16 protein-coding genes are annotated in these 18,586 nt (G+C 57.9%); 12 read left to right on the forward strand and 4 right to left on the reverse strand.

What is annotated here, in order from left to right; all coding sequences use genetic code 11:
• The first annotated feature begins 68 nt into the window (after window positions 1-68).
• The 6 genes from TRM7615_RS11380 to phoB all read left to right on the forward strand — a co-directional run bounded on the left by TRM7615_RS11380 (window position 69) and on the right by phoB (window position 6,249).
• Window positions 69-1,112 carry a substrate-binding domain-containing protein gene (locus TRM7615_RS11380; protein ID WP_108787548.1) on the forward strand — a complete coding sequence of 348 codons (1,044 nt, stop codon included), beginning with the start codon at window positions 69-71 and terminating at the stop codon, window positions 1,110-1,112.
• A gap of 86 nt (window positions 1,113-1,198) precedes the next feature.
• Window positions 1,199-2,659 carry a phosphate ABC transporter permease subunit PstC gene (gene pstC / locus TRM7615_RS11385; RefSeq protein ID WP_108787550.1) on the forward strand — a complete coding sequence of 487 codons (1,461 nt, stop codon included), beginning with the start codon at window positions 1,199-1,201 and terminating at the stop codon, window positions 2,657-2,659.
• Window positions 2,656-4,011, forward strand: coding sequence for a phosphate ABC transporter permease PstA (pstA, locus tag TRM7615_RS11390; RefSeq protein ID WP_108787552.1), 1,356 nt, complete (start codon window positions 2,656-2,658; stop codon window positions 4,009-4,011). Before pstC ends, pstA begins: the two co-directional genes overlap by 4 nt.
• Before the next feature lie 18 nt (window positions 4,012-4,029).
• Window positions 4,030-4,830 carry a phosphate ABC transporter ATP-binding protein PstB gene (pstB, locus tag TRM7615_RS11395; protein ID WP_108787554.1) on the forward strand — a complete coding sequence of 267 codons (801 nt, stop codon included), beginning with the start codon at window positions 4,030-4,032 and terminating at the stop codon, window positions 4,828-4,830.
• Between the two features lie 10 nt (window positions 4,831-4,840).
• Complete coding sequence (phoU, locus tag TRM7615_RS11400; RefSeq protein WP_108787556.1) at window positions 4,841-5,554, forward strand: phosphate signaling complex protein PhoU; 714 nt, start codon at window positions 4,841-4,843, stop codon at window positions 5,552-5,554.
• Between the two features lie 5 nt (window positions 5,555-5,559).
• Window positions 5,560-6,249 carry a phosphate regulon transcriptional regulator PhoB gene (gene phoB, locus TRM7615_RS11405; protein WP_108787558.1) on the forward strand — a complete coding sequence of 230 codons (690 nt, stop codon included), beginning with the start codon at window positions 5,560-5,562 and terminating at the stop codon, window positions 6,247-6,249.
• Here the strand turns inward: phoB and TRM7615_RS11410 are convergent.
• Window positions 6,246-7,157: a LysR substrate-binding domain-containing protein gene (locus tag TRM7615_RS11410; RefSeq protein ID WP_108787981.1), complete on the reverse strand. Its 912-nt coding sequence runs from the start codon at window positions 7,155-7,157 to the stop codon at window positions 6,246-6,248. The two genes, phoB and TRM7615_RS11410, sit on opposite strands and share 4 nt — an antisense overlap.
• A 95-nt stretch (window positions 7,158-7,252) precedes the next feature.
• Here TRM7615_RS11410 and TRM7615_RS11415 point away from each other — a divergent pair, with 95 nt between their 5' ends.
• From TRM7615_RS11415 to TRM7615_RS11440, 6 genes are all read left to right on the forward strand, one after another.
• The gene (locus tag TRM7615_RS11415) at window positions 7,253-8,482 is read left to right on the forward strand and encodes an acyl-CoA dehydrogenase (RefSeq protein ID WP_108787560.1); all 1,230 of its coding nucleotides are present in this window, start codon (window positions 7,253-7,255) and stop codon (window positions 8,480-8,482) included.
• Window positions 8,483-8,766: 284 nt separating this feature from the next.
• Window positions 8,767-9,462, forward strand: coding sequence for an ABC transporter ATP-binding protein (locus TRM7615_RS11420; RefSeq protein WP_235824072.1), 696 nt, complete (start codon window positions 8,767-8,769; stop codon window positions 9,460-9,462).
• Entirely contained in the window at window positions 9,459-10,709 is a 1,251-nt protein-coding gene (locus TRM7615_RS11425) for an ABC transporter permease (RefSeq protein WP_108787564.1), read from the forward strand. The genes TRM7615_RS11420 and TRM7615_RS11425 overlap by 4 nt, the downstream gene beginning before the upstream one ends.
• Before the next feature lie 20 nt (window positions 10,710-10,729).
• Entirely contained in the window at window positions 10,730-11,230 is a 501-nt protein-coding gene (locus TRM7615_RS11430) for a DUF3299 domain-containing protein (protein ID WP_108787566.1), read from the forward strand.
• Window positions 11,231-11,820: 590 nt separating this feature from the next.
• Window positions 11,821-13,521, forward strand: coding sequence for a class I adenylate-forming enzyme family protein (locus TRM7615_RS11435; RefSeq protein ID WP_108787569.1), 1,701 nt, complete (start codon window positions 11,821-11,823; stop codon window positions 13,519-13,521).
• Window positions 13,522-13,544: 23 nt separating this feature from the next.
• A complete protein-coding gene (locus TRM7615_RS11440) occupies window positions 13,545-14,318 on the forward strand; it encodes an SDR family oxidoreductase (RefSeq protein WP_108787571.1) in 774 nt (257 codons plus the stop codon).
• Between the two features lie 220 nt (window positions 14,319-14,538).
• Here TRM7615_RS11440 and TRM7615_RS11445 read toward each other — a convergent pair whose 3' ends face one another.
• Genes TRM7615_RS11445 through TRM7615_RS11455 form a run of 3 tightly spaced genes read right to left on the reverse strand, consistent with a single transcriptional unit; the run spans window position 14,539 to window position 18,558 of the window.
• Entirely contained in the window at window positions 14,539-15,411 is an 873-nt protein-coding gene (locus TRM7615_RS11445; protein ID WP_108787573.1) for an acyl-CoA thioesterase, read from the reverse strand.
• Window positions 15,412-15,424: 13 nt separating this feature from the next.
• Entirely contained in the window at window positions 15,425-17,386 is a 1,962-nt protein-coding gene (locus TRM7615_RS11450; protein ID WP_108787575.1) for an acetoacetate--CoA ligase, read from the reverse strand.
• A complete protein-coding gene (locus TRM7615_RS11455; RefSeq protein ID WP_108787983.1) occupies window positions 17,383-18,558 on the reverse strand; it encodes a serine hydrolase domain-containing protein in 1,176 nt (391 codons plus the stop codon). Before TRM7615_RS11455 ends, TRM7615_RS11450 begins: the two co-directional genes overlap by 4 nt.
• Window positions 18,559-18,586: the final 28 nt, after the last annotated feature.

The raw sequence follows: 18,586 nt of genomic DNA on the forward strand, positions 1-18,586 counted from the left end.
GCTTACGAGTCGCGGCAAGATCATCATGGGGGTGATCGACCCAAGTTTTGTTCATCAGGAGACATAGAATGTCCTTCGTGAAACTCTCTGCATCGGCCATCGCCATTGCTGCCGTTTCTGCCACCACCGCATACGCACGTGACAACGTTCAGGTTGCAGGCTCGTCCACCGTTCTGCCTTACGCGTCGATCGTGGCCGAAGCTTTCGGCGAAAACTTTGACTTCCCGACACCGGTTGTCGAAGGTGGCGGTTCGGGTGCAGGCCGCAAGAAAATGTGTGAAGGCGTTGGCCCCAACACCATCGACATCGCCAACTCGTCCTCGCGCATCAAGCAGTCGGACATTGACCTGTGTGCATCCAATGGCGTGACCGAGATCATCGAAGTGCGCTTTGGCTACGACGGCATCGTCTTCGCATCGGACATCAACGGCCCCTCGTTTGCCTTTTCGCCCGCTGACTGGTTCAACGCCATTGCCAAGCAGGTTGTGGTTGACGGCAAGCTGGTCGACAACCCGAACGCCCAGTGGTCGGACGTGAACGGCGACCTGCCCGCACAGAACATCCTGGCGTTCATCCCGGGCACCAAGCACGGCACCCGCGAAGTGTTCGACAAGAAAGTTCTGGAAGCAGGCTGTAAAGCAACCGGCGCCATGGACATCTTCAAAGAAGCCAACGGCGGCGACAAGAAAGCAGCCAAGAAAGCCTGTCACTCTCTGCGCACCGACGGCGTTTCGGTCGACATCGACGGCGACTATACCGAGACCCTGTCGCGTCTGGCGGCCAACCCCGAAGCCATCGGCGTCTTTGGTCTGTCGTTCTACCAGAACAACACCGACAAGTTGGTTGTTGCCACCATGGACAACGTCACCCCCTCGACCGAGACCGTTGCCTCGGGTGAGTATCCGGTTTCGCGCCCGCTGTACTTCTACATCAAGAAAGCGCACCTGGGTGTGACCCCTGGCCTGCAGGAATATGTCGACTTCTTCGTGAGCGACGACATGGCAGGCCCCGATGGCCCGCTGGCTGACTATGGTCTGGTTTCGGACCCCGAGCTGGCCAAGACTCAGGAAATGGTTGCCAACGGCACCCCGATGGCCCCTCTGTCGAACTGATCGGCACTTGACTGACAGGGTGGTGCCGTATTCACGGCGCCACCTTTTTTCACTTTCTTCCCTTTGACTTCCGCGTTGGAGCTCCCATGAACGCAGGTCTTGTCCTTCTTGTCGTTGTGGCCCTAGCCGCGATTGGCTTTGTCATTGGTCGCTCTCGCGCGATCAGCACCGCAGGCGGAGACGCCCGCGGGCTTCATTCGCTTCCAGGTTACTATGGTCAGACAGTGTTTCTGTTTACGGCCGTGCCTGCGCTTTTGGTGATGATTGGCTGGTTGCTGTTTCAGCCGCTTTACATCGACGGCCAGATCTCTGACATGATCAGCGACACCGACATCGCCGAAGGCAGCTCGCGCAGCTTGGTCATGTCCGATGTTCGCCGCGTCGCCTCTGGTCTGAACACGGCCTTGGAAAAGGGCATCGTGTCCGAGACGCAGATCGCCTCGATGACGACCGACAACACCGACGTGCGCGCCATGCTTGGCAGCGCCGGTATCGCGCTGGCCTCGGCCGTCGAGCAGAACATCCTGACCGTGGCCAAGGAATACCGTCAGATCAAAGGGACGCTTGGCCTGTTGATGGCCGGTGTTGTTATCTTGATTGCGGCTGCTGGTTTCCTCGTTTCCGTCAAGCGCATCCACCCAGATTATCGCGCCCGTAACGTTTCCGAGCGTGCGATCAAGGCGCTGTTGATCGTGGCAAGCCTGGTGGCCATCCTGACCACCGTTGGCATCATTTTTTCGCTGGTGTTCGAAACCGTGCGGTTCTTTGGCCTGTACCCAGCCAAGGACTTCTTTTTCAGCCTGACCTGGAACCCGCAGTTCAGTGGCGGTTCGGACTTGGGCATCTTCCCGTTGCTGTGGGGTACGCTTTACGTGTCATTTGTGGCGCTTCTCTTTGCCGTGCCCATCGGCTTGATGGTTGCGATTTACCTGTCCGAATATGCCAGCAACCGGGTGCGATCCATCGTCAAACCGATGGTCGAGGTTCTGGCCGGCATTCCCACAATTGTTTACGGTCTCTTTGCGCTGATCACAGTTGGTCCCTTGTTGCGTGACTACTTCGCTCAGCCTTTGGGTCTTGGGACATCGTCGTCTTCGGTCCTGACTGCTGGCCTTGTCATGGGCATCATGCTGATCCCGTTTGTGTCGTCGCTGTCCGATGACGTGATCAACGCTGTGCCGCAATCCATGCGCGACGGGTCTTACGGCCTGGGCGCAACCCAGTCCGAGACCGTCAAGCAAGTGATCTTGCCTGCGGCTTTGCCGGGTGTTGTTGGCGCAATCCTGCTGGCGGCTTCGCGCGCCATTGGCGAGACGATGATCGTGGTCATGGGGGCAGGGGCCGCGGCTAAGCTGTCACTCAACCCGTTCGAAGCCATGACAACCATCACCGTCAAGATCGTCAGCCAGCTGACCGGGGACACTGAGTTCGAAAGCCCCGAAACTCTGGTGGCCTTTGCCCTTGGCCTGTCCCTTTTTGTCATCACGTTGGGGCTGAACGTCCTGGCGCTTTACATCGTCCGTAAGTACCGGGAGCAGTACGAATGACCGACGCAACCTCGTCCGGCGCATCGCCCACGACCAAGCACGCCACCTCGCTTCTGGCCGCTGATGACAGAACCCGCCGCCGCAACGCGGCCGAGGCCCGCTTCCGGGGCTATGGCGTCGCTGCCATCGTTGTCGCCATAATGGCGCTGGTGGGGCTGGTCAGCTCGATCCTCTACAACGGCTCTTCGGCCTTCTTTCAGACGTTCATCACGCTTGAGGTCTATCTGGACCCCGCCAAGCTGGACAAAAAGGGCACAGGAGATCCTGAAGAAATCCGCAAGGTCACAACGTTTGGCTACGCGCCCCTGATTGTCGCCTCGTTCGAGAAATTGGCCGAAGAAGACGGGATTGCGGTTGATGGCCTGACCGCCAAAAAGGCGGCTGCGCTGATCTCGAAAGAGGGGGCCGCTGATCTGCGCCGCTATGTCCGCGCCGATGTGAACCGCGTGGGTCAAACGGTGGAGTTCAAGTTCCTCGCCTCGGGCCGTATCGATGGCTACTACAAGGGCCGGGTGACGATGGAATCCGCCGAAATCGACAACAACATCTCGCCCGAGCAGCTGCAACTGGCGGATCAACTGAAAGAGGCAGGCCTGCTGAAAACCTCGTGGAACTGGGGTTTCCTGACCATGGCGGACGCGTCCGAGAACCGCCCCGAGGCGGCTGGTCTGGGCGTGGCGATCCTGGGATCGTTCTACATGATGATCATCGTGCTGTGCCTGACACTCCCCATTGGTGTTGCAGCCTCGATCTATCTTGAGGAATTTGCGCCAAAGAACCGGTTCACGGATCTGGTCGAGGTGAACATTTCCAATCTCGCTGCGGTTCCATCCATCGTGTTCGGTATCCTGGGCCTATCGATTTTCATCAACTTCGCTGGCCTGCCTCAGTCGGCCCCGATTGTGGGCGGTCTGGTGCTGACGCTGATGACCTTGCCGACGATCATTATCGCCACGCGCGCCTCGCTCAAGGCGGTTCCGCCGTCGATCCGCGATGCCGCGTTGGGTGTGGGCGCCTCCCGAATGCAGGCCGTTTTCCACCACGTTCTGCCGCTGGCCATGCCGGGCATTCTGACCGGGACCATCATCGGTCTGGCGCAGGCGCTTGGCGAGACAGCTCCGCTGATGCTGATCGGTATGGTCGCCTTTGTGCGCGAATACCCCAGTGCCCCGCCCGAGGGGTTCTTTGAACCTGCTGCTGCGTTGCCGGTTCAGGTCTACAACTGGACCCAACGCGCGGACCCTGCGTTTGTTGAGCGCGCATCCGGTGCGATCATCGTTCTGCTGGTGTTCCTGCTGATCATGAACGCCGTCGCCATCATTCTGCGTCGCCGCTTTGAGCGCCGCTGGTAAAAAGTTAGGATCGAACCCATGTTTGATACGCAGACACACAAGGACAATGCCGTGGAAAGCAAAGCCACCAAGATCGAATGTCGCGATTGCCAAGTCTACTATGGCGACACGCATGCCATCAAAGATGTGAATGTCGACATCGAAGACAAGACCGTCACCGCATTCATTGGCCCGTCCGGCTGCGGCAAGTCCACCTTCCTGCGTTGCCTGAACCGCATGAATGACACCATCGACATCGCTCGTGTCATGGGGTCGTTCAAGCTGGACGGTGAAGAGATCTATGACAAGCGGGTCGACCCGGTGCAGCTCCGTGCCAAAGTGGGAATGGTGTTTCAGAAACCGAACCCGTTCCCCAAGTCTATCTATGACAACGTGGCCTATGGCCCACGAATTCACGGTTTGGCCAGGAACAAGGCTGATCTGGACGAGATCGTCGAGAAATCCCTGCGCCGCGGTGCAATCTGGGATGAGGTCAAGGATCGCCTCGACGCGCCCGGCACCGGCCTGTCGGGTGGCCAGCAGCAGCGCCTGTGCATTGCTCGCGCCGTTGCGACCGAGCCTGAGGTTTTGCTGATGGACGAGCCATGCTCGGCCTTGGACCCGATCGCAACCGCACAGGTCGAAGAGCTGATCGACGAGCTGCGCCAGCGCTATTCGGTGGTCATCGTGACCCACTCGATGCAACAGGCCGCGCGCGTCAGCCAAAAGACAGCCTTTTTCCACCTGGGCAACCTGGTGGAGTTCGGCGAGACCGGGCAGATCTTTACCAACCCGGAAGACCCGCGCACTGAAAGCTACATCACCGGACGGATCGGCTGAGGACACCTTCATGAACACGACCGAACAACATATCGCTTCCGCGTTCGACCGCGACCTGGAGGCCATCCAGGCCAATATCATGAAGATGGGTGGGCTGGTCGAAGCCGCCATCATGAGCTCGGCCCGTTCGCTGGAAACCCGCGACGAGGAGCTGGCCCAAGAGGTTCGCGCTGGTGACAAGGCCATCGACGCGCTCGAGGATCTGATCAACGAGGAAACTGCGCGCCTGATCGCCTTGCGAGCCCCAACTGCGGGCGACTTGAGACTGGTTCTGTCCGTGCTCAAGGTGTCCGGCAACCTGGAACGCATCGGTGATTATTCCAAGAACATCGCCAAGCGCACCGGTGTGCTGGTGCAATCCCCACCCGTCAACGACAGCGCCGCTGCCCTGCGCCGCATGGCGCGCGAGGTCGAGCTGATGCTCAAGGACGCACTGGATGCCTATATCCAGCGCGACGCCGAACTGGCCCAGGACGTGATCAATCGCGACCACGAGGTTGACCAGATGTACAATGCGCTGTTCCGCGAATTCCTGACCTTCATGGCGGAAGATCCGCGCAACATCACCTCGTGCATGCATCTGCATTTCATCGCCAAAAATATCGAGCGGATGGGCGACCATGTTACCTCGATCGCCGAACAGGTGGTTTATCTGGTGACCGGCGCTCGACCCGAAGAGGCGCGCCCGAAAGCGGATACCACATCTGTCGTGACAGAGGGGTAGGGAGCATGTCTGCCGATCAACCCACTGTTTTGGTTGTCGAAGACGAGTTGGCGCAGCGCGAAGTGCTGGCCTACAACCTCGAAGCCGAAGGGTTTCGCGTCTCCAAGGCCGAAAATGGCGACGAGGCGCTGCTGTTGGTAGACGAAGACAGCCCGGACATCATTGTTCTGGACTGGATGATGCCAAACCTGAGCGGCATCGAGGTCTGTCGGCGGCTGAAAACCCGGCCCGAAACACGCTCGATCCCGATCATCATGCTGTCCGCCCGATCCGAGGAGGTCGACAAGGTGCGCGGCTTGGAAACGGGTGCGGATGACTATGTGGTCAAACCCTATTCCGTGGTGGAACTGATGGCCCGCGTACGCACGCAATTGCGTCGTGTACGTCCGGCCACCGTTGGTATCCGGCTGGAGTTCGACGACATCATCCTGGACGCCGAGACCCACAAGGTCAGTCGCGATGAAAAGCCGTTGAAACTGGGCCCGACCGAGTTCCGCCTGCTGTCCACCTTCATGGAAAAGCCCGGCCGTGTCTGGAGCCGCGAGCAGCTTCTGGATCGTGTCTGGGGGCGGGACATCTATGTCGACACCCGCACAGTGGACGTTCACATCGGTCGTCTGCGCAAGGCTCTGACCCAGCATGGCGGATCTGATCCAGTGCGGACCGTTCGTGGTGCAGGCTACGCTTTGGGTTAACGGGGCAGGTCGTCTTCGGGCTGTGCCTTGGAGGCCAGCCAATGCCGAAACTCCATCAAGGACTGGTCGCGTGATTTTGTGCGCGGCCAGACCAGGTAATAAGCGCCCTTGGTTTCAATCGCCTGAGGGTGCAAAGCCACCAGGCGCCCTGTCGCCAAGTCTTGTTCGGCGAGGTAATCCGGGATCAAGGCGACCCCAAGCCCATGCAAGGCTGCCTGCGTGATCGTTGAAAACTGATCATACATGGTGCCGGGCAAGGGTGCGCTGAGCGATACGCCGTTTTGTTCCAGCCAATCCTGCCAGGCGTTTGGTCGGGTCTGGATGTGCAGCAACGGCAGACGCAGCAGATCTTTGGGCGATTGTGGGGTCTTTGCTTGGATCAAAGAGGGGGCGCAAACAGGCAATACGCGTTCGGTGCGCAGCAACAAGTTGTCCGTATCCGGCCAATCCCCAACACCAAAATGTATTGCTGCATCAAAGGGTTCTTGCGCAAAGTTGAACGCTTCTAGGCGGGTGGCCATGTTGATCGTGATTTCAGGGTAGAGCCGTGCAAATTCGGGCAGACGCGGCATTAGCCACCGCATTCCAAATGTCGGCAGGATCGCCAGGTTCAGTGTTCCCCCAACTGGTGCCACTTGCAACCGCAGCGAGGCTTGGGCGATCTGGTTCAACGCCTGCCTGACCTCGGTCACATAATCCTGTGCAGTGGGCGCGATCGACAAACGCTTGCGATCCCGCTGGATCAACTCGACTCCCAGGTGCTGCTCCAACCCCTGCAGCTGACGACTGACGGCACCTTGGGTCAACGACATCTCATCCGCGACGGCGGATGCGGACCCCAAACGGTCAAGCGCTTCCAGTGCGCGCAGCGAGGAAATAGAGGGGAGAAACCGATGCGACATGCTCATGTATGCGTTTTTGTCATGAAAAAATGCGAAAGTCTCGCTGTTTTTTGAGCTTTTCTCAGGGTAGGGTGTGCGCAATTCCAAACTGGAGATGTGCCATGAACGCCCCACTGACCAAACCGACCCTTCGCGCCAAAGATGCACCTGATCTGGGCAAATTCGATTGGGAAGACCCATTCCGCCTGAACGATCAGCTGAACGAAGACGAACGCATGATCGCCGCCAGTGCCCGTGCCTATGCGCAGGAAAAACTACAGCCGCGCGTCACCGAGGCGTTCCAGACCGAGCAAACAGATCCCGAGATCTTCCGCGAAATGGGCGAAATGGGCCTGTTGGGCGTGACCGTCCCCGAGCAATACGGTGGCCTCGGCTCGGGATATGTCAGCTATGGTCTGGTTGCGCGCGAGGTCGAGCGCGTCGACAGCGGCTATCGTTCGATGATGTCGGTGCAAAGCTCGCTGGTGATGTACCCGATCTATGCCTATGGCAGCGAAGAGCAGCGCAACAAATACCTGCCGAAACTCTCCAGCGGCGAGTTCATCGGCTGCTTTGGCCTGACCGAACCGGATGCAGGCTCTGACCCGGCGGGCATGAAAACCCGCGCCGAGAAGATCGACGGCGGCTATCGTCTGACCGGCACCAAGATGTGGATCTCGAACGCACCGATTGCCGACGTCTTTGTGGTCTGGGCCAAATCCGACGCACATGACGGCAAGATCCGCGGCTTTGTCCTGGAAAAGGGCACCAAGGGTCTGAGCGCCCCCAAGATTGAAAACAAGATGAGCCTGCGCGCGTCGATCACCGGTGAAATCGTGATGGACGGCGTCGAAGTGGGCGAAGATGCACTGTTGCCGCACGTGCAAGGCCTGAAAGGCCCGTTCGGCTGTCTGAACCGAGCGCGTTATGGCATCAGCTGGGGTGTGATGGGCGCGGCCGAGGCCTGCTGGCACGGCGCACGTCAATACGGGCTCGACCGGCATCAATTCAACCGTCCGCTGGCGCAAACGCAGCTGTTTCAGCGCAAGCTGGCCGACATGCAGACCGAAATCTCTCTGGGCTTGCAAGCAAGCCTGCGGGTGGGACGCCTGATGGACGAAGCCAACGCAGCGCCAGAAATGATCTCGATCGTCAAACGCAACAACTGCGGCAAGGCATTGGAAATCGCACGCCAAAGCCGCGACATGCACGGCGGCAACGGTATCAGCCTGGAATTCCAGGTCATCCGTCACATGGTGAACCTGGAAACGGTCAACACCTACGAGGGAACCCACGACGTGCACGCGCTGATCCTTGGTCGTGCCCAGACCGGACTGCAAGCGTTCTACTGATATCTGTCAACCACAAGCCCGGGAGCGATCCCGGGCTTTGTCGTTGCAAGCTTTTGGAAACTGCTAAAATTGCCAACTGACAATCACCGAGGACTCTGTCATAAAAACTCGGGCGGCTGTGCAACAAGATGACGCCTTAGGTTCGATGAAGAACTACGGTTAATCAATGGCTGTCTACACAGGCGCGCGCGGTATGGAGGTTCAAGTCATCACCGACAATAGCGCCCAAACCTATGACGTTGAACGCGTTGCACCAACGCTCGAATTGCGGAACCTGTTCTGAAGTGGAAGCTACAGTCCTAGAACTCTCGGAAGTCAGCTTTCATTGGCCCGGACGGGCAAGGTTTACTCTGTCGCTGCGGGAGTTTGCTCTCAAGCGGGGTGAAACGGTGTTGCTCCTTGGTGAAAGCGGTTCTGGAAAATCCACGCTCTTGTCGCTGATCTGCGGCACCATTCTGCCAAACATGGGTAAAATCCGGATCTCGGGTACAGATGTCACCAGGCTGTCAGGCGGCGCCCGTGACAGGTTCCGTGCCGAAAACATAGGTGTGATCTTTCAGCAGTTCAATCTTCTGCCTTTTGGAACTGTTGCAGACAATATTCTGCTGCCTCTGCAGTTCGCGCCAGGGCGTCGCAAACGGGCAGGCAATGCCAAAGCCGCAGCGGCGGCGTTGTGTTCGGAACTTGGACTGCCAAAGGACGTGTTCACCGCAAAGGCGCACACGCTCAGCGTTGGCCAGCAACAGCGGGTCGCTGTGGCGCGCGCCTTGATCGGTCACCCACACTTGATCATTGCAGATGAACCAACATCAGCCCTTGATGCAAACAGCCAGGCTGCCTTTCTCGATCTTCTTTTCCAACAAACCTCAGCGCATGAAACCACGCTTTTGATGGTAAGCCACGACCCGAGGTTGGCAGAGCGTTTCGATCGCGTCGTGCGCATGGAAGAGATCGCGCAGATAGAGCGGGCCGTCGCATGATCCTTCGCCTCGCTGTCGCCTCTCTTGTTGCCCGTGCGCTGACGGTTGGGATGACCGTCCTTGCTATCGCCCTGTCGGTGGCGCTGTATCTTGGGGTTGAAAAGGTTCGCACCGGGGCGAAAGTGAGCTTTGCCGATACGATCTCGGGAACGGACCTGATCGTCGGAGCGAGGTCTGGCTCGGTGCAGCTTTTGCTGTATTCGGTGTTCCGTATTGGCAACGCCACAAACAATGTCACTTGGGAAAGTTATCAGGACATAGCAGGGCACCCAGGTGTTGAATGGATCGTGCCGATTTCCCTGGGCGACAGCCACAGGCAATTCCGTGTCATGGGAACGACCAAAGATTTCTTTCAACACTACAAATACCGACAAGGCCGATCCCTTGAGATGGCCGATGGCGTCATTATGGATGATCTCTTTGATGCGGTCATTGGGGCAGATGTGGCCAATTCTCTGGGTTACACTGCGGATAGCCCCATTGTAGTGGCTCATGGCTTGGCATCCTTTGTGGAACACAAAGACCAACCATTTCGCGTGTCGGGCATCTTGGCCAAAACGGGAACTCCGGTGGACCGAACGGTCATCGTCAGCTTGGAAGCGATGGAGGCGATCCATGTTGATTGGAAGAGCGGTGCGTACACGTCTGGGCAATCAACACCTGCCGACGTGATCCGCAAAATGGATCTGACACCCACGGCCGTGACAGCAGCGCTCGTCGGTGTGGAAAGCCCGCTGCGGACGTTTGCCCTGCAACGCTATGTCAACGAATACCCCAAGGAGCCCTTGCTCGCGATCTTGCCTGGTGTTGCCCTACAAGAGCTTTGGGGAATTGTCGGCATCGCGGAAACGGCGCTGTTGGCAGTGTCTGCCATGGTTGTCGTAACCGCGTTGATCGGCATGATGGCAACCATCTTTTCCAGCCTAAATGAACGCCGCCGGGAAATGGCGATCTTTAGAGCCATGGGCGCGCGGCCGCTGACAATCCTCAGCCTTTTGGTGATCGAAGCGGCGATGATCGCGACCGCCGGTGCAATATTCGGCCTGGCTTTGCTGTATGTCGGGCTTGTGGTCGCGCAACCAATTTTCGACGGGGCCTTTGGAATTTGGCTGAGCATTGACGCGCCGACCTTGCGCGAAGCAAGTGTCATACTAGCTGTTGTAGGGGCTGGCGTTATTGTCAGCCTGGTTCCTGCCATACGGGCTTACAGACTGTCTGTAGCAGATGGTATGATGGTAAAAACGTAGTCTTGAAAATGAGATGCACAATGCTGAATCGAAGGTCTTTTGTATCGATACTGGCTGCGGCCACTGCATTACCCCGCACGGTCTTGGCCGAGCCGCCTCGGGAAATCATGTGGGACGATCTCATTCCTCCAGGGATTCCCTATTCTGAAATCATCGGCGAGGGCGAGCTGGATGAAATCAACGATACTTGGGCCCCGATCTACGACGCCAACAGCACAAAGCTGAACGAAGCTCTCAACGGTGTCTACATTAAGATGCCTGGTTATATCCTTCCATTTGACATCGGCGCCGATGGCGTGACTAATTTTTTGCTGGTGCCCTATGTTGGCGCATGTATTCACACACCGCCACCTCCAGCCAACCAACTTGTTGTTGTGAACTCTGAGAAACCCTGGCCATTGGATCGACTATGGGAACCGGTTTGGGTGACCGGAACGTTGCGGACGCAGCTGACGTCCACCGATCTCGGCCAAACAGGTTATTCGATCTCAGCTGATGAGATGGAGGTGTACATCTGGTGACATACACCGCGTCTCTCTTTGATCGTTTAGGGTAGGGTAGTTGGCCAAGCCCTGCCATACTTCGCAAAAGCATCTCTCGGACAAAGATCAAGGTGACGCATCGGTTTCCTGATCCCTCGGCGCTAACTTTCTGTGCCGCGTAACGTTTCCAAACGAACCAGCATGTTTCCCATGCAACACGATCACACTCCAGATGCTGCGCTTGACCTATCGAAAGATCATGACGTTGCGAACTGGTACCGGGGGCGTTGGCTCAAGCACCGCCAGTAAAATATGTTCCGGTAGAAACGCTGCAGTTCATCTTCGCCAACACTGTAGGCCGTTCTTCAGATAATTTGCTGGTTTGTAAGAGGAGTCGCAGTTGTGGGGTAGCGCGCACCGCTGAGCAAGCATTAATCTCATAACCTGAATTATGTTACATTTAGAGATTGATTGTTCGCACAAGATACCAAGCTGCAACGTTCCGTCACGAGATATTGGCACATTTGGATTTCCCGACTACGCTTTTCACCGAATACTCATTTACCCAACAACTCTTGCATGGCTTCTGGGGAGGAATGTCAAATGACTTACGTGTCGGTGAGCGGGACATGACAGGACTGACCTATGAGGAAGCTGTCAAACACATCCTGAATACAGAAGCGATTTTTGAAACGACAACCGCACAAGTCGCCGGAGTAAACTTTCGGGTATTCAAGAACATCCCCACTGATCTGCGCGCTCTGCTTCAAGCTAGCCGCGAACCTCAGGACGACGGCAAGGCAGAATACCTCGTATTTCAAAACCAACGGTATTCTTATGATGCATTTTGCAACGACATCAACAAGATGACGCATGTTTTGCAGGATCGGTTCGGCATCAAACCCCGCGACAGAGTTGCGGTAGCCATGAGCAATTGCCCTGAGTTGCTGATCTTGATGATGGCCATCAGCTCGATCGGGGCAACCTGTGTATTTCTCAACGCCTGGTGGACAACTGAAGAGTTGCGCTATGCGCTGCAAGATACTGATGCAAAAGTTGTTTTCGCTGATGACACACGGAGCAAGCGACTGCAGCCTTTGCAAGATGAGCTTGAGCTGACGCTGATCGGCACTGGACATGCGCAACCGCACCCGAGTTTTGACGATCTGATGCAGGTAGAGACCCGCACGGAATGGCCAACTGTCGACATAGATCCCGACAGCGATTTTGCGATCATGTATTCCTCGGGCACAACCAGTGATCCCAAAGGTGTGGCGTTGACGCACCGCGGCGCCGTGAACGCCGTATTCACTTGGCTCGTCCAAGCCGCAATCGCACCTTTGATCAACCCGCCCGACGACCCCAATGCGGAAAAACCACGTCCCGTGACCATGATCACGACGCCATTGTTTCATGTCACTGCCACGCATCCCGGGTTCCTCCTAAGCCTCCCGGCTGGGGCAAAGGTTGTGTTGATGGACAAATGGGACGCTGACACAGCCGTCAATCTGATCGAATCCGAAGGCGTGACCCGATTTGTTGGCGTTCCCACCCAGTCTGCCGACATTCAGCTTGCTGCGCAGAAGAACGGGAAACGCCTTGAAACCCTTGCACAAGTTGTCGCCGGTGGAGCAAAACGCCCGGCGGCGCAGGTTGGCGACCTGGCGCAGGCTTTTCCACTGGCTGAGATAGCGACCGGCTGGGGCATGACCGAGACCAACGCGATTGGAATCGGACTGTCAGGCGCAGATTATGTTGCACAACCGGGCGCCGCCGGACGTCTGTTCCCACCTTTGCAAGAAATGCTTTTCCTTGATGATGACGGACAGCCCGTTGCGCAAGGCGAAGTCGGCGAAATGACTGTAAAAAGCCCCTGTAACATGCGGTGTTATATCAATAAACTCGATGAAACTTCCCAAGCTATGCAGGACGGTTGGTTCAAGACCGGCGATCTTGGGTACATAGATTCCGACGGCATCATCACCATCGTTGACCGGAAAAAGAACATTATCATCCGGGGTGGCGAAAACATTGCCTGTCTGGATGTCGAAGGCGCATTGCACCAACATCCTGCCATTCTGGAATCTTGTGCGTTTCCCGTGCCGCATGAGCGTTTGGGTGAGGTCGTGGGCGCTGCCGTGCAAACCCGATCCGGGATGACGATCACACTTGAAGACCTGTCAGAGTTCCTCTCAACTCGCATTGCCCGGTTCAAGACACCTGAACACCTTTGGATTCAAACAACACCCCTGCCCCGTGGCGCCACCGACAAGATCGATCGCCGCGCGTTGCGCTCTCAGTGCATTGCAGAGCTCGGCCTGAATACCTGAAAACCTCATGAGAAGATATTGAAATGGATGTAGAAAATAAGATCGTCGTTGTGACAGGCGCAGCCAGTGGTATCGGTCGCGCCCTGGCGCAGCGGTTTGCCGCCAACGAAGCCAGGAAAGTCATATGTTCGGACCTGAACCTTGCGGGCGCGCAAGAGGTAGCCTCCGAGATCGGCGGTGTAGCAATCGCAACCAATGTTGGCGTCGAAGAGGACATCAAGGCTCTGGTCGAGCAGGTCGAGGCTGAGATCGGTCCCATCGACATCTTTTGCTCGAACGCCGGCATCCTCACCTTAGGCGGTATGGATGCCAGCAACGACGAATGGCAAAAGATATGGGATATCAATGTGATGTCACAGGTTTGGGCCGCGCGGCACGTCATCCCGCGCATGATCGAACGTGGCGGCGGGTACCTTTTGAACACCGCGTCAGCAGCTGGCCTTCTCAATCAGGTGGGCGCCGCGCCCTATGGGGTTACCAAACACGCCTCGGTCGGGTTGTCTGAATGGCTGGCAATGAGCCACGCTGACGACGGCATCGGTGTTTCCGTCCTGTGCCCTCAGGCCGTGCGCTCGGAAATGACCCGCGGGCATGAGGAATCTGTGGCTGCCTTGGATGGGATGCTAGAGCCCGAAGACGTGGCTGATGCCTGTATCGATGCGATCCGCAAGGGAACCTTCCTGGTGCTGCCGCATCCTCAGGTTCTGGACTATATCCGTATGAAAACAGCGGACTACGACCGTTGGTTGGGTGGCATGCGCAAACTGAATCGTCAGTTCGGCGGCAAGTTGGACTGAAAGGCAAAGCGCTCCCGCCCGTTGTCGGTGTCCCATGCGGGACACCTCCTCTCGTTGGGCAGAAAGGAGTCGTGCGCCTCGCTTCGCTCGGTGGTTGGCGCCTGCGGCGAACCAGAAGCCCCAAGCGGGACCGCGCCGCGCGACGTGCGGCGCCCGGCCCAAGGCCGTTAGCGGGGCTGGCGCAGCCAGGATCGCTCGGGTGCGGGAGCGCCCCTGCCGCTCAAGACTTAGACTTGCGATTGGGGCGCATCAGGCCCTCTTGCGCGACGCTTGCGACCAACGTGCCATCCTTGTTGAAAATGGATCCCCGATTGAAGCTCCGACCGCGTCCGGAAAACGGCGCGTCCATCGAATAAAGGTGCCAGTCCTGAAACCGGATTGGCGCGTGGAACCACATGGCGTGGTCCAGACTTGCACCGTTCACTTCCCCCTTTAGCCAACTCAGCCCATGCGGACGCAGCGCAGATCCGAGCAGCCCCATGTCCGAGGCATAGGCCAGCAGAATGTGCTGCATTTGCGGGTCGGCTCCGGCGGCGGCCGCCATCCGAAACCACAGGTGGTGAACATCGTCTGCAGGTTCGGGATCAAACATGTCACGCGGGGCTACTTCGCGTATTTCGATGGGACGCGGGCGCAGGAACTCAGCCCGATGCTGTTCCGGGATACGGTCGATATAGCGATCTCGATAGGCCTCACGCGTCTCCAGATCATCGGGTCCGTCAACCTGCGGCATTGGATGCTGATATTCCCACCCTTCGTCTTCGACATGAAACGACGCCGACAGGTTGAGTATTTGCTTTCCGTGTTGGATGGCGACCACCCGTCGTGTGGTAAAGCTCCCGCCGTCGCGCGCTCGATCCACGGAATAGATCACCGGAATGGACGGATCGCCTGGACGGATGAAATAGGCATGAAGCGAATGACAAAGACGATCAGGCACGGTGCGATAAGCTGCGGCCAGGGCTTGTGCAATCACTTGCCCGCCATAGATCCGCGTCGGCGTCTCACCCCCGGAACCGACACCGCGAAACATGTCGACCTCAAGGCGCTCGATGTTCAGCAGGTCCAACAGTTTGGTTTCAGCATCGGTCATTGGGGGCCTCGTCTCAACTCAGGTTCCGGGATGCGGCATAGTCGATGAAGACATCGAAACTGTCAGGGTTCACCATCGAATCCCGATTGACCACCTTGGCCGGATCACCGCCGAGTAGCAGCTTTTTCACCGGAACTTCCAGCTTCTTGCCCGACAATGTGCGCGGCACTTCGGCAATTTGAATGATCTCGTTGGGAACAAACCGCGCCGAGACCGAGGCGCGGATGGACCCATTGATCTTGTCTTTCACCGCATCGGTCAATTCGACACCCTCGGTCACAACCACAAACAACGGCATAAAGCTGTCGCGGCCCAGAAACTCCAGATCAACAACCAGGCTGTCCATGACCTCGTCCAGCCCCTCGACCGCCTGATAGATCTCGGACGAGCCCATGCGCAGACCCTTGCGGTTTATGGTGGCGTCAGAGCGGCCGTAGATCACAGACCCACCTTCAGGTGTGATCTCGATCCAGTCGCCGTGCCGCCAGATCCCGGGGTATTTGTCGAAATAGCTGTCATGCAGCCGCGTTCCGTCATCATCGCCCCAAAAGAACAACGGCATCGACGGCAACGGCTCGGTGCAGACCAACTCGCCGACCTCACCAAACAGCTCTTTGCCAAAGGGGTCATAACTGCGCACGGCATTGCCCAGCAGGCGGCATTGCATCTCTCCGGCGCGGACCGGCAGCATCGGATTGCCGCCAACAAAGGCGCCGCAGAAATCGGTGCCGCCCGAGATGGGCGCCAGCCAGATGTCTGTGCCGATCGCGTCATAGATCCAGGTATAGCCGTCTGACGTGAGTGGCGACCCGGTGGTGCCCACGGACACAAGCGCACCCAAGTCCAACTCATCGCGCGGTCGAATGCCCGATTTTGCACAGACTGTGACATAGGCCGCACCTACACCCAGATAGGTGATCCGCTCCTCTGCCACCGAACGCCAGACTGCCAGCATGTCAGGGTGGTTGGGCGCACCATCATAAGCCAGCACGCAGGCCCCCTGCCCCAAGGCCACAAATTGCGCGTTCCACATGACCCAGCCCGAGCTGGTCAACCAGCAAAACCGATCATCTGGCCCGAGGTCCTGATGCAGCGATTGCTTGGCCCCCTCGAGCAGGATGCCCCCATGCCCATGCACGATGGGTTTCGGGTTGCCCGTGGTGCCTGAGGAATAGACCACCCAGATCGGATGATCGAATTCCACCATTTCGATTGCCAACTCGGCCGGTGTTTTCGTCAGTGCGTCCCACGCCAAGGCATCGCCCGCAACCTCGCCCACAACCGGCACAATGATCGTGGTCTCGACAGTTGGTAGGCCTTGCCGGATTTCTGCCAGAATATCCCGCTTGTCATGCGTCACGCCCGCGTGGACATAACCATCCTGTGCAATCAGCACCTTGGGCTCGATCTGTTTGAACCGATCCAGAATCGCCACATGACCCATGTCCGGCGCGCACAAAGACCAGATGGCGCCAATGCTGACCGTGGCCAGACAGGCAATGATCGACACTTCGGTGTTGGGCAGGATCGCCACCACACGGTCGCCTTTGGTCACGCCCTGCGCGCGCAGATTGGCGGCAACGCTGGCCACCTGAGCCGCAAGCTGGCCCCAGGTCATCTCACTCCGACCAAAGGTTTCGGATTGCACGAGCAACGCTGTCGCATCCGGTTTTGTGACCGCATGGCGCAACATCTGATCCGCGAAATTCACCCGCGTGTCGGGAAACCACTCGGCCCCCGGCATTTTGCGCTCGGCCAGAACGGTTGTCGGGGCCACATCAGAGCGGATATCGAAATAGTCCCAGATCGCCAACCAAAAGGCATCAAGGTCGGTGACGCTCCACTCCCACAAGTCATTGTACTGCGTGAACTTACGCCCTGTTCGATGTTCCACCCAGGCCGTGAAGTCAGCCATCCGGCTCCGCTCTGAGCGTTCTTTGGTCGGGGTCCAAAGGATCTCTCGTGTCTCTGTCATGTGATCATCGCTCCATGAACCAGTGCCTTCAATTCCGCGCGTGACGGGTACGAACTCGACGGCGAGAGCTGTGTGAAAAAGACGACCGACACATCCGCCACCGGGTCCATCCAGAAAAACGTCGACGCCATGCCGCCCCAGCTGAAATCACCCACATGGCCAGGGCAACGGGCGCGTGACGGATCCATCACAACCGCACCGCCCAGACCAAAACCCATGCCCTCCATCGGTTGCTCGGCAAAGCTTTGTGGGCCCATCGAGGCGATGTCGCCCGGCAGATGGTTGCGCATCATGAACTTCAGCGTCTCGGGGCTGAGCAACCGGCCACCGTCGCACGTTCCACCACGACGAAGCATGTCAACGAACGCCATATAGTCGTCGATGGTCCCGACCAGACCACCGCCACCGGAATACATGTCGGCGTTTTGAAACGGGGATTTCCCGGGGTCATCGACCAAGCGCAGGGTGTCGCTGCCAGTGCTCGCCTCGTTCAGTGCCATGGCGTCCCCCGCAAGCGGCGTGTAAAGGGACGCAAACCGGTCAACTTGCTCGGGTCCTACAGAAAACGCGGTTTCGGTCATGCCAATGGGCGAAAAGATCTCTTCGGCAAAGAAATCCGCCAAGGATTTGCCCGACACCACCTCAACCACGCGGCCCAAGATGTCTATGCTGACCGAGTATTCCCACCGCGCACCGGGTTGAAAGGCCAATGGCAAATCGGCAACCCGGTCGGCCATGTCCGCCAGCGCGCCCTGGTTGGGTTTGAACAGAATATCCTGTTCGTCCATCGCCTGGGGCAGCACGCCGGGATTGAAGGGATAACTGAGCCCGCTGGTATGGGTTAAAAGTTGGTGCAGCGTTGGGGCCTGGCTTGGCTCGACCTGATCAATGCGCTCAGCCCCTGGAACAAGGGCTTTCATGTCATTGAAAGCAGGTATGAAATTGGACACAGGCGCATCCAGATGGAACAACCCGCGTTCCGCCAGCATCATGATCGCGACCGAGGTGATCGGCTTGGTCATGGAATAGATGCGGGCCACGGTGTCCCGTTCGAACGGGAGGTCTTGTTCCAGGCTCCGCAGACCGGTGGCGTTAAAGTACACGTCATCTCCGCCGCGCTGGATCAAAACGGAACTTCCAGCGTATTTCCGGTCACTTACATAGCGATCCATCCATGTCGCGATACGGTTCAATCGGGTT

The sequence above is a fragment of the Falsiruegeria mediterranea M17 genome (assembly GCF_900302455.1).
GTDB classification, from domain to species: Bacteria; Pseudomonadota; Alphaproteobacteria; order Rhodobacterales; family Rhodobacteraceae; genus Falsiruegeria; species Falsiruegeria mediterranea.

Excerpts from the sequence above, each read along its gene's own strand:
- TRM7615_RS11435 (WP_108787569.1), top strand. The coding sequence starts at position 11,821 with ATGACAGGACTGACCTATGAGGAAGCTGTCAAACACATCCTGAATACA.
- phoU (WP_108787556.1), top strand. The coding sequence starts at position 4,841 with ATGAACACGACCGAACAACATATCGCTTCCGCGTTCGACCGCGACCTG.
- TRM7615_RS11455 (WP_108787983.1), bottom strand. The coding sequence starts at position 18,558 with ATGGATCGCTATGTAAGTGACCGGAAATACGCTGGAAGTTCCGTTTTG.
- TRM7615_RS11415 (WP_108787560.1), top strand. The coding sequence starts at position 7,253 with ATGAACGCCCCACTGACCAAACCGACCCTTCGCGCCAAAGATGCACCT.
- TRM7615_RS11445 (WP_108787573.1), bottom strand. The coding sequence starts at position 15,411 with ATGACCGATGCTGAAACCAAACTGTTGGACCTGCTGAACATCGAGCGC.
- TRM7615_RS11440 (WP_108787571.1), top strand. The coding sequence starts at position 13,545 with ATGGATGTAGAAAATAAGATCGTCGTTGTGACAGGCGCAGCCAGTGGT.
- TRM7615_RS11380 (WP_108787548.1), top strand. The coding sequence starts at position 69 with ATGTCCTTCGTGAAACTCTCTGCATCGGCCATCGCCATTGCTGCCGTT.
- pstC (WP_108787550.1), top strand. The coding sequence starts at position 1,199 with ATGAACGCAGGTCTTGTCCTTCTTGTCGTTGTGGCCCTAGCCGCGATT.
- TRM7615_RS11430 (WP_108787566.1), top strand. The coding sequence starts at position 10,730 with ATGCTGAATCGAAGGTCTTTTGTATCGATACTGGCTGCGGCCACTGCA.
- TRM7615_RS11425 (WP_108787564.1), top strand. The coding sequence starts at position 9,459 with ATGATCCTTCGCCTCGCTGTCGCCTCTCTTGTTGCCCGTGCGCTGACG.
- phoB (WP_108787558.1), top strand. The coding sequence starts at position 5,560 with ATGTCTGCCGATCAACCCACTGTTTTGGTTGTCGAAGACGAGTTGGCG.
- TRM7615_RS11410 (WP_108787981.1), bottom strand. The coding sequence starts at position 7,157 with ATGAGCATGTCGCATCGGTTTCTCCCCTCTATTTCCTCGCTGCGCGCA.
- pstA (WP_108787552.1), top strand. The coding sequence starts at position 2,656 with ATGACCGACGCAACCTCGTCCGGCGCATCGCCCACGACCAAGCACGCC.
- pstB (WP_108787554.1), top strand. The coding sequence starts at position 4,030 with ATGTTTGATACGCAGACACACAAGGACAATGCCGTGGAAAGCAAAGCC.
- TRM7615_RS11450 (WP_108787575.1), bottom strand. The coding sequence starts at position 17,386 with ATGACAGAGACACGAGAGATCCTTTGGACCCCGACCAAAGAACGCTCA.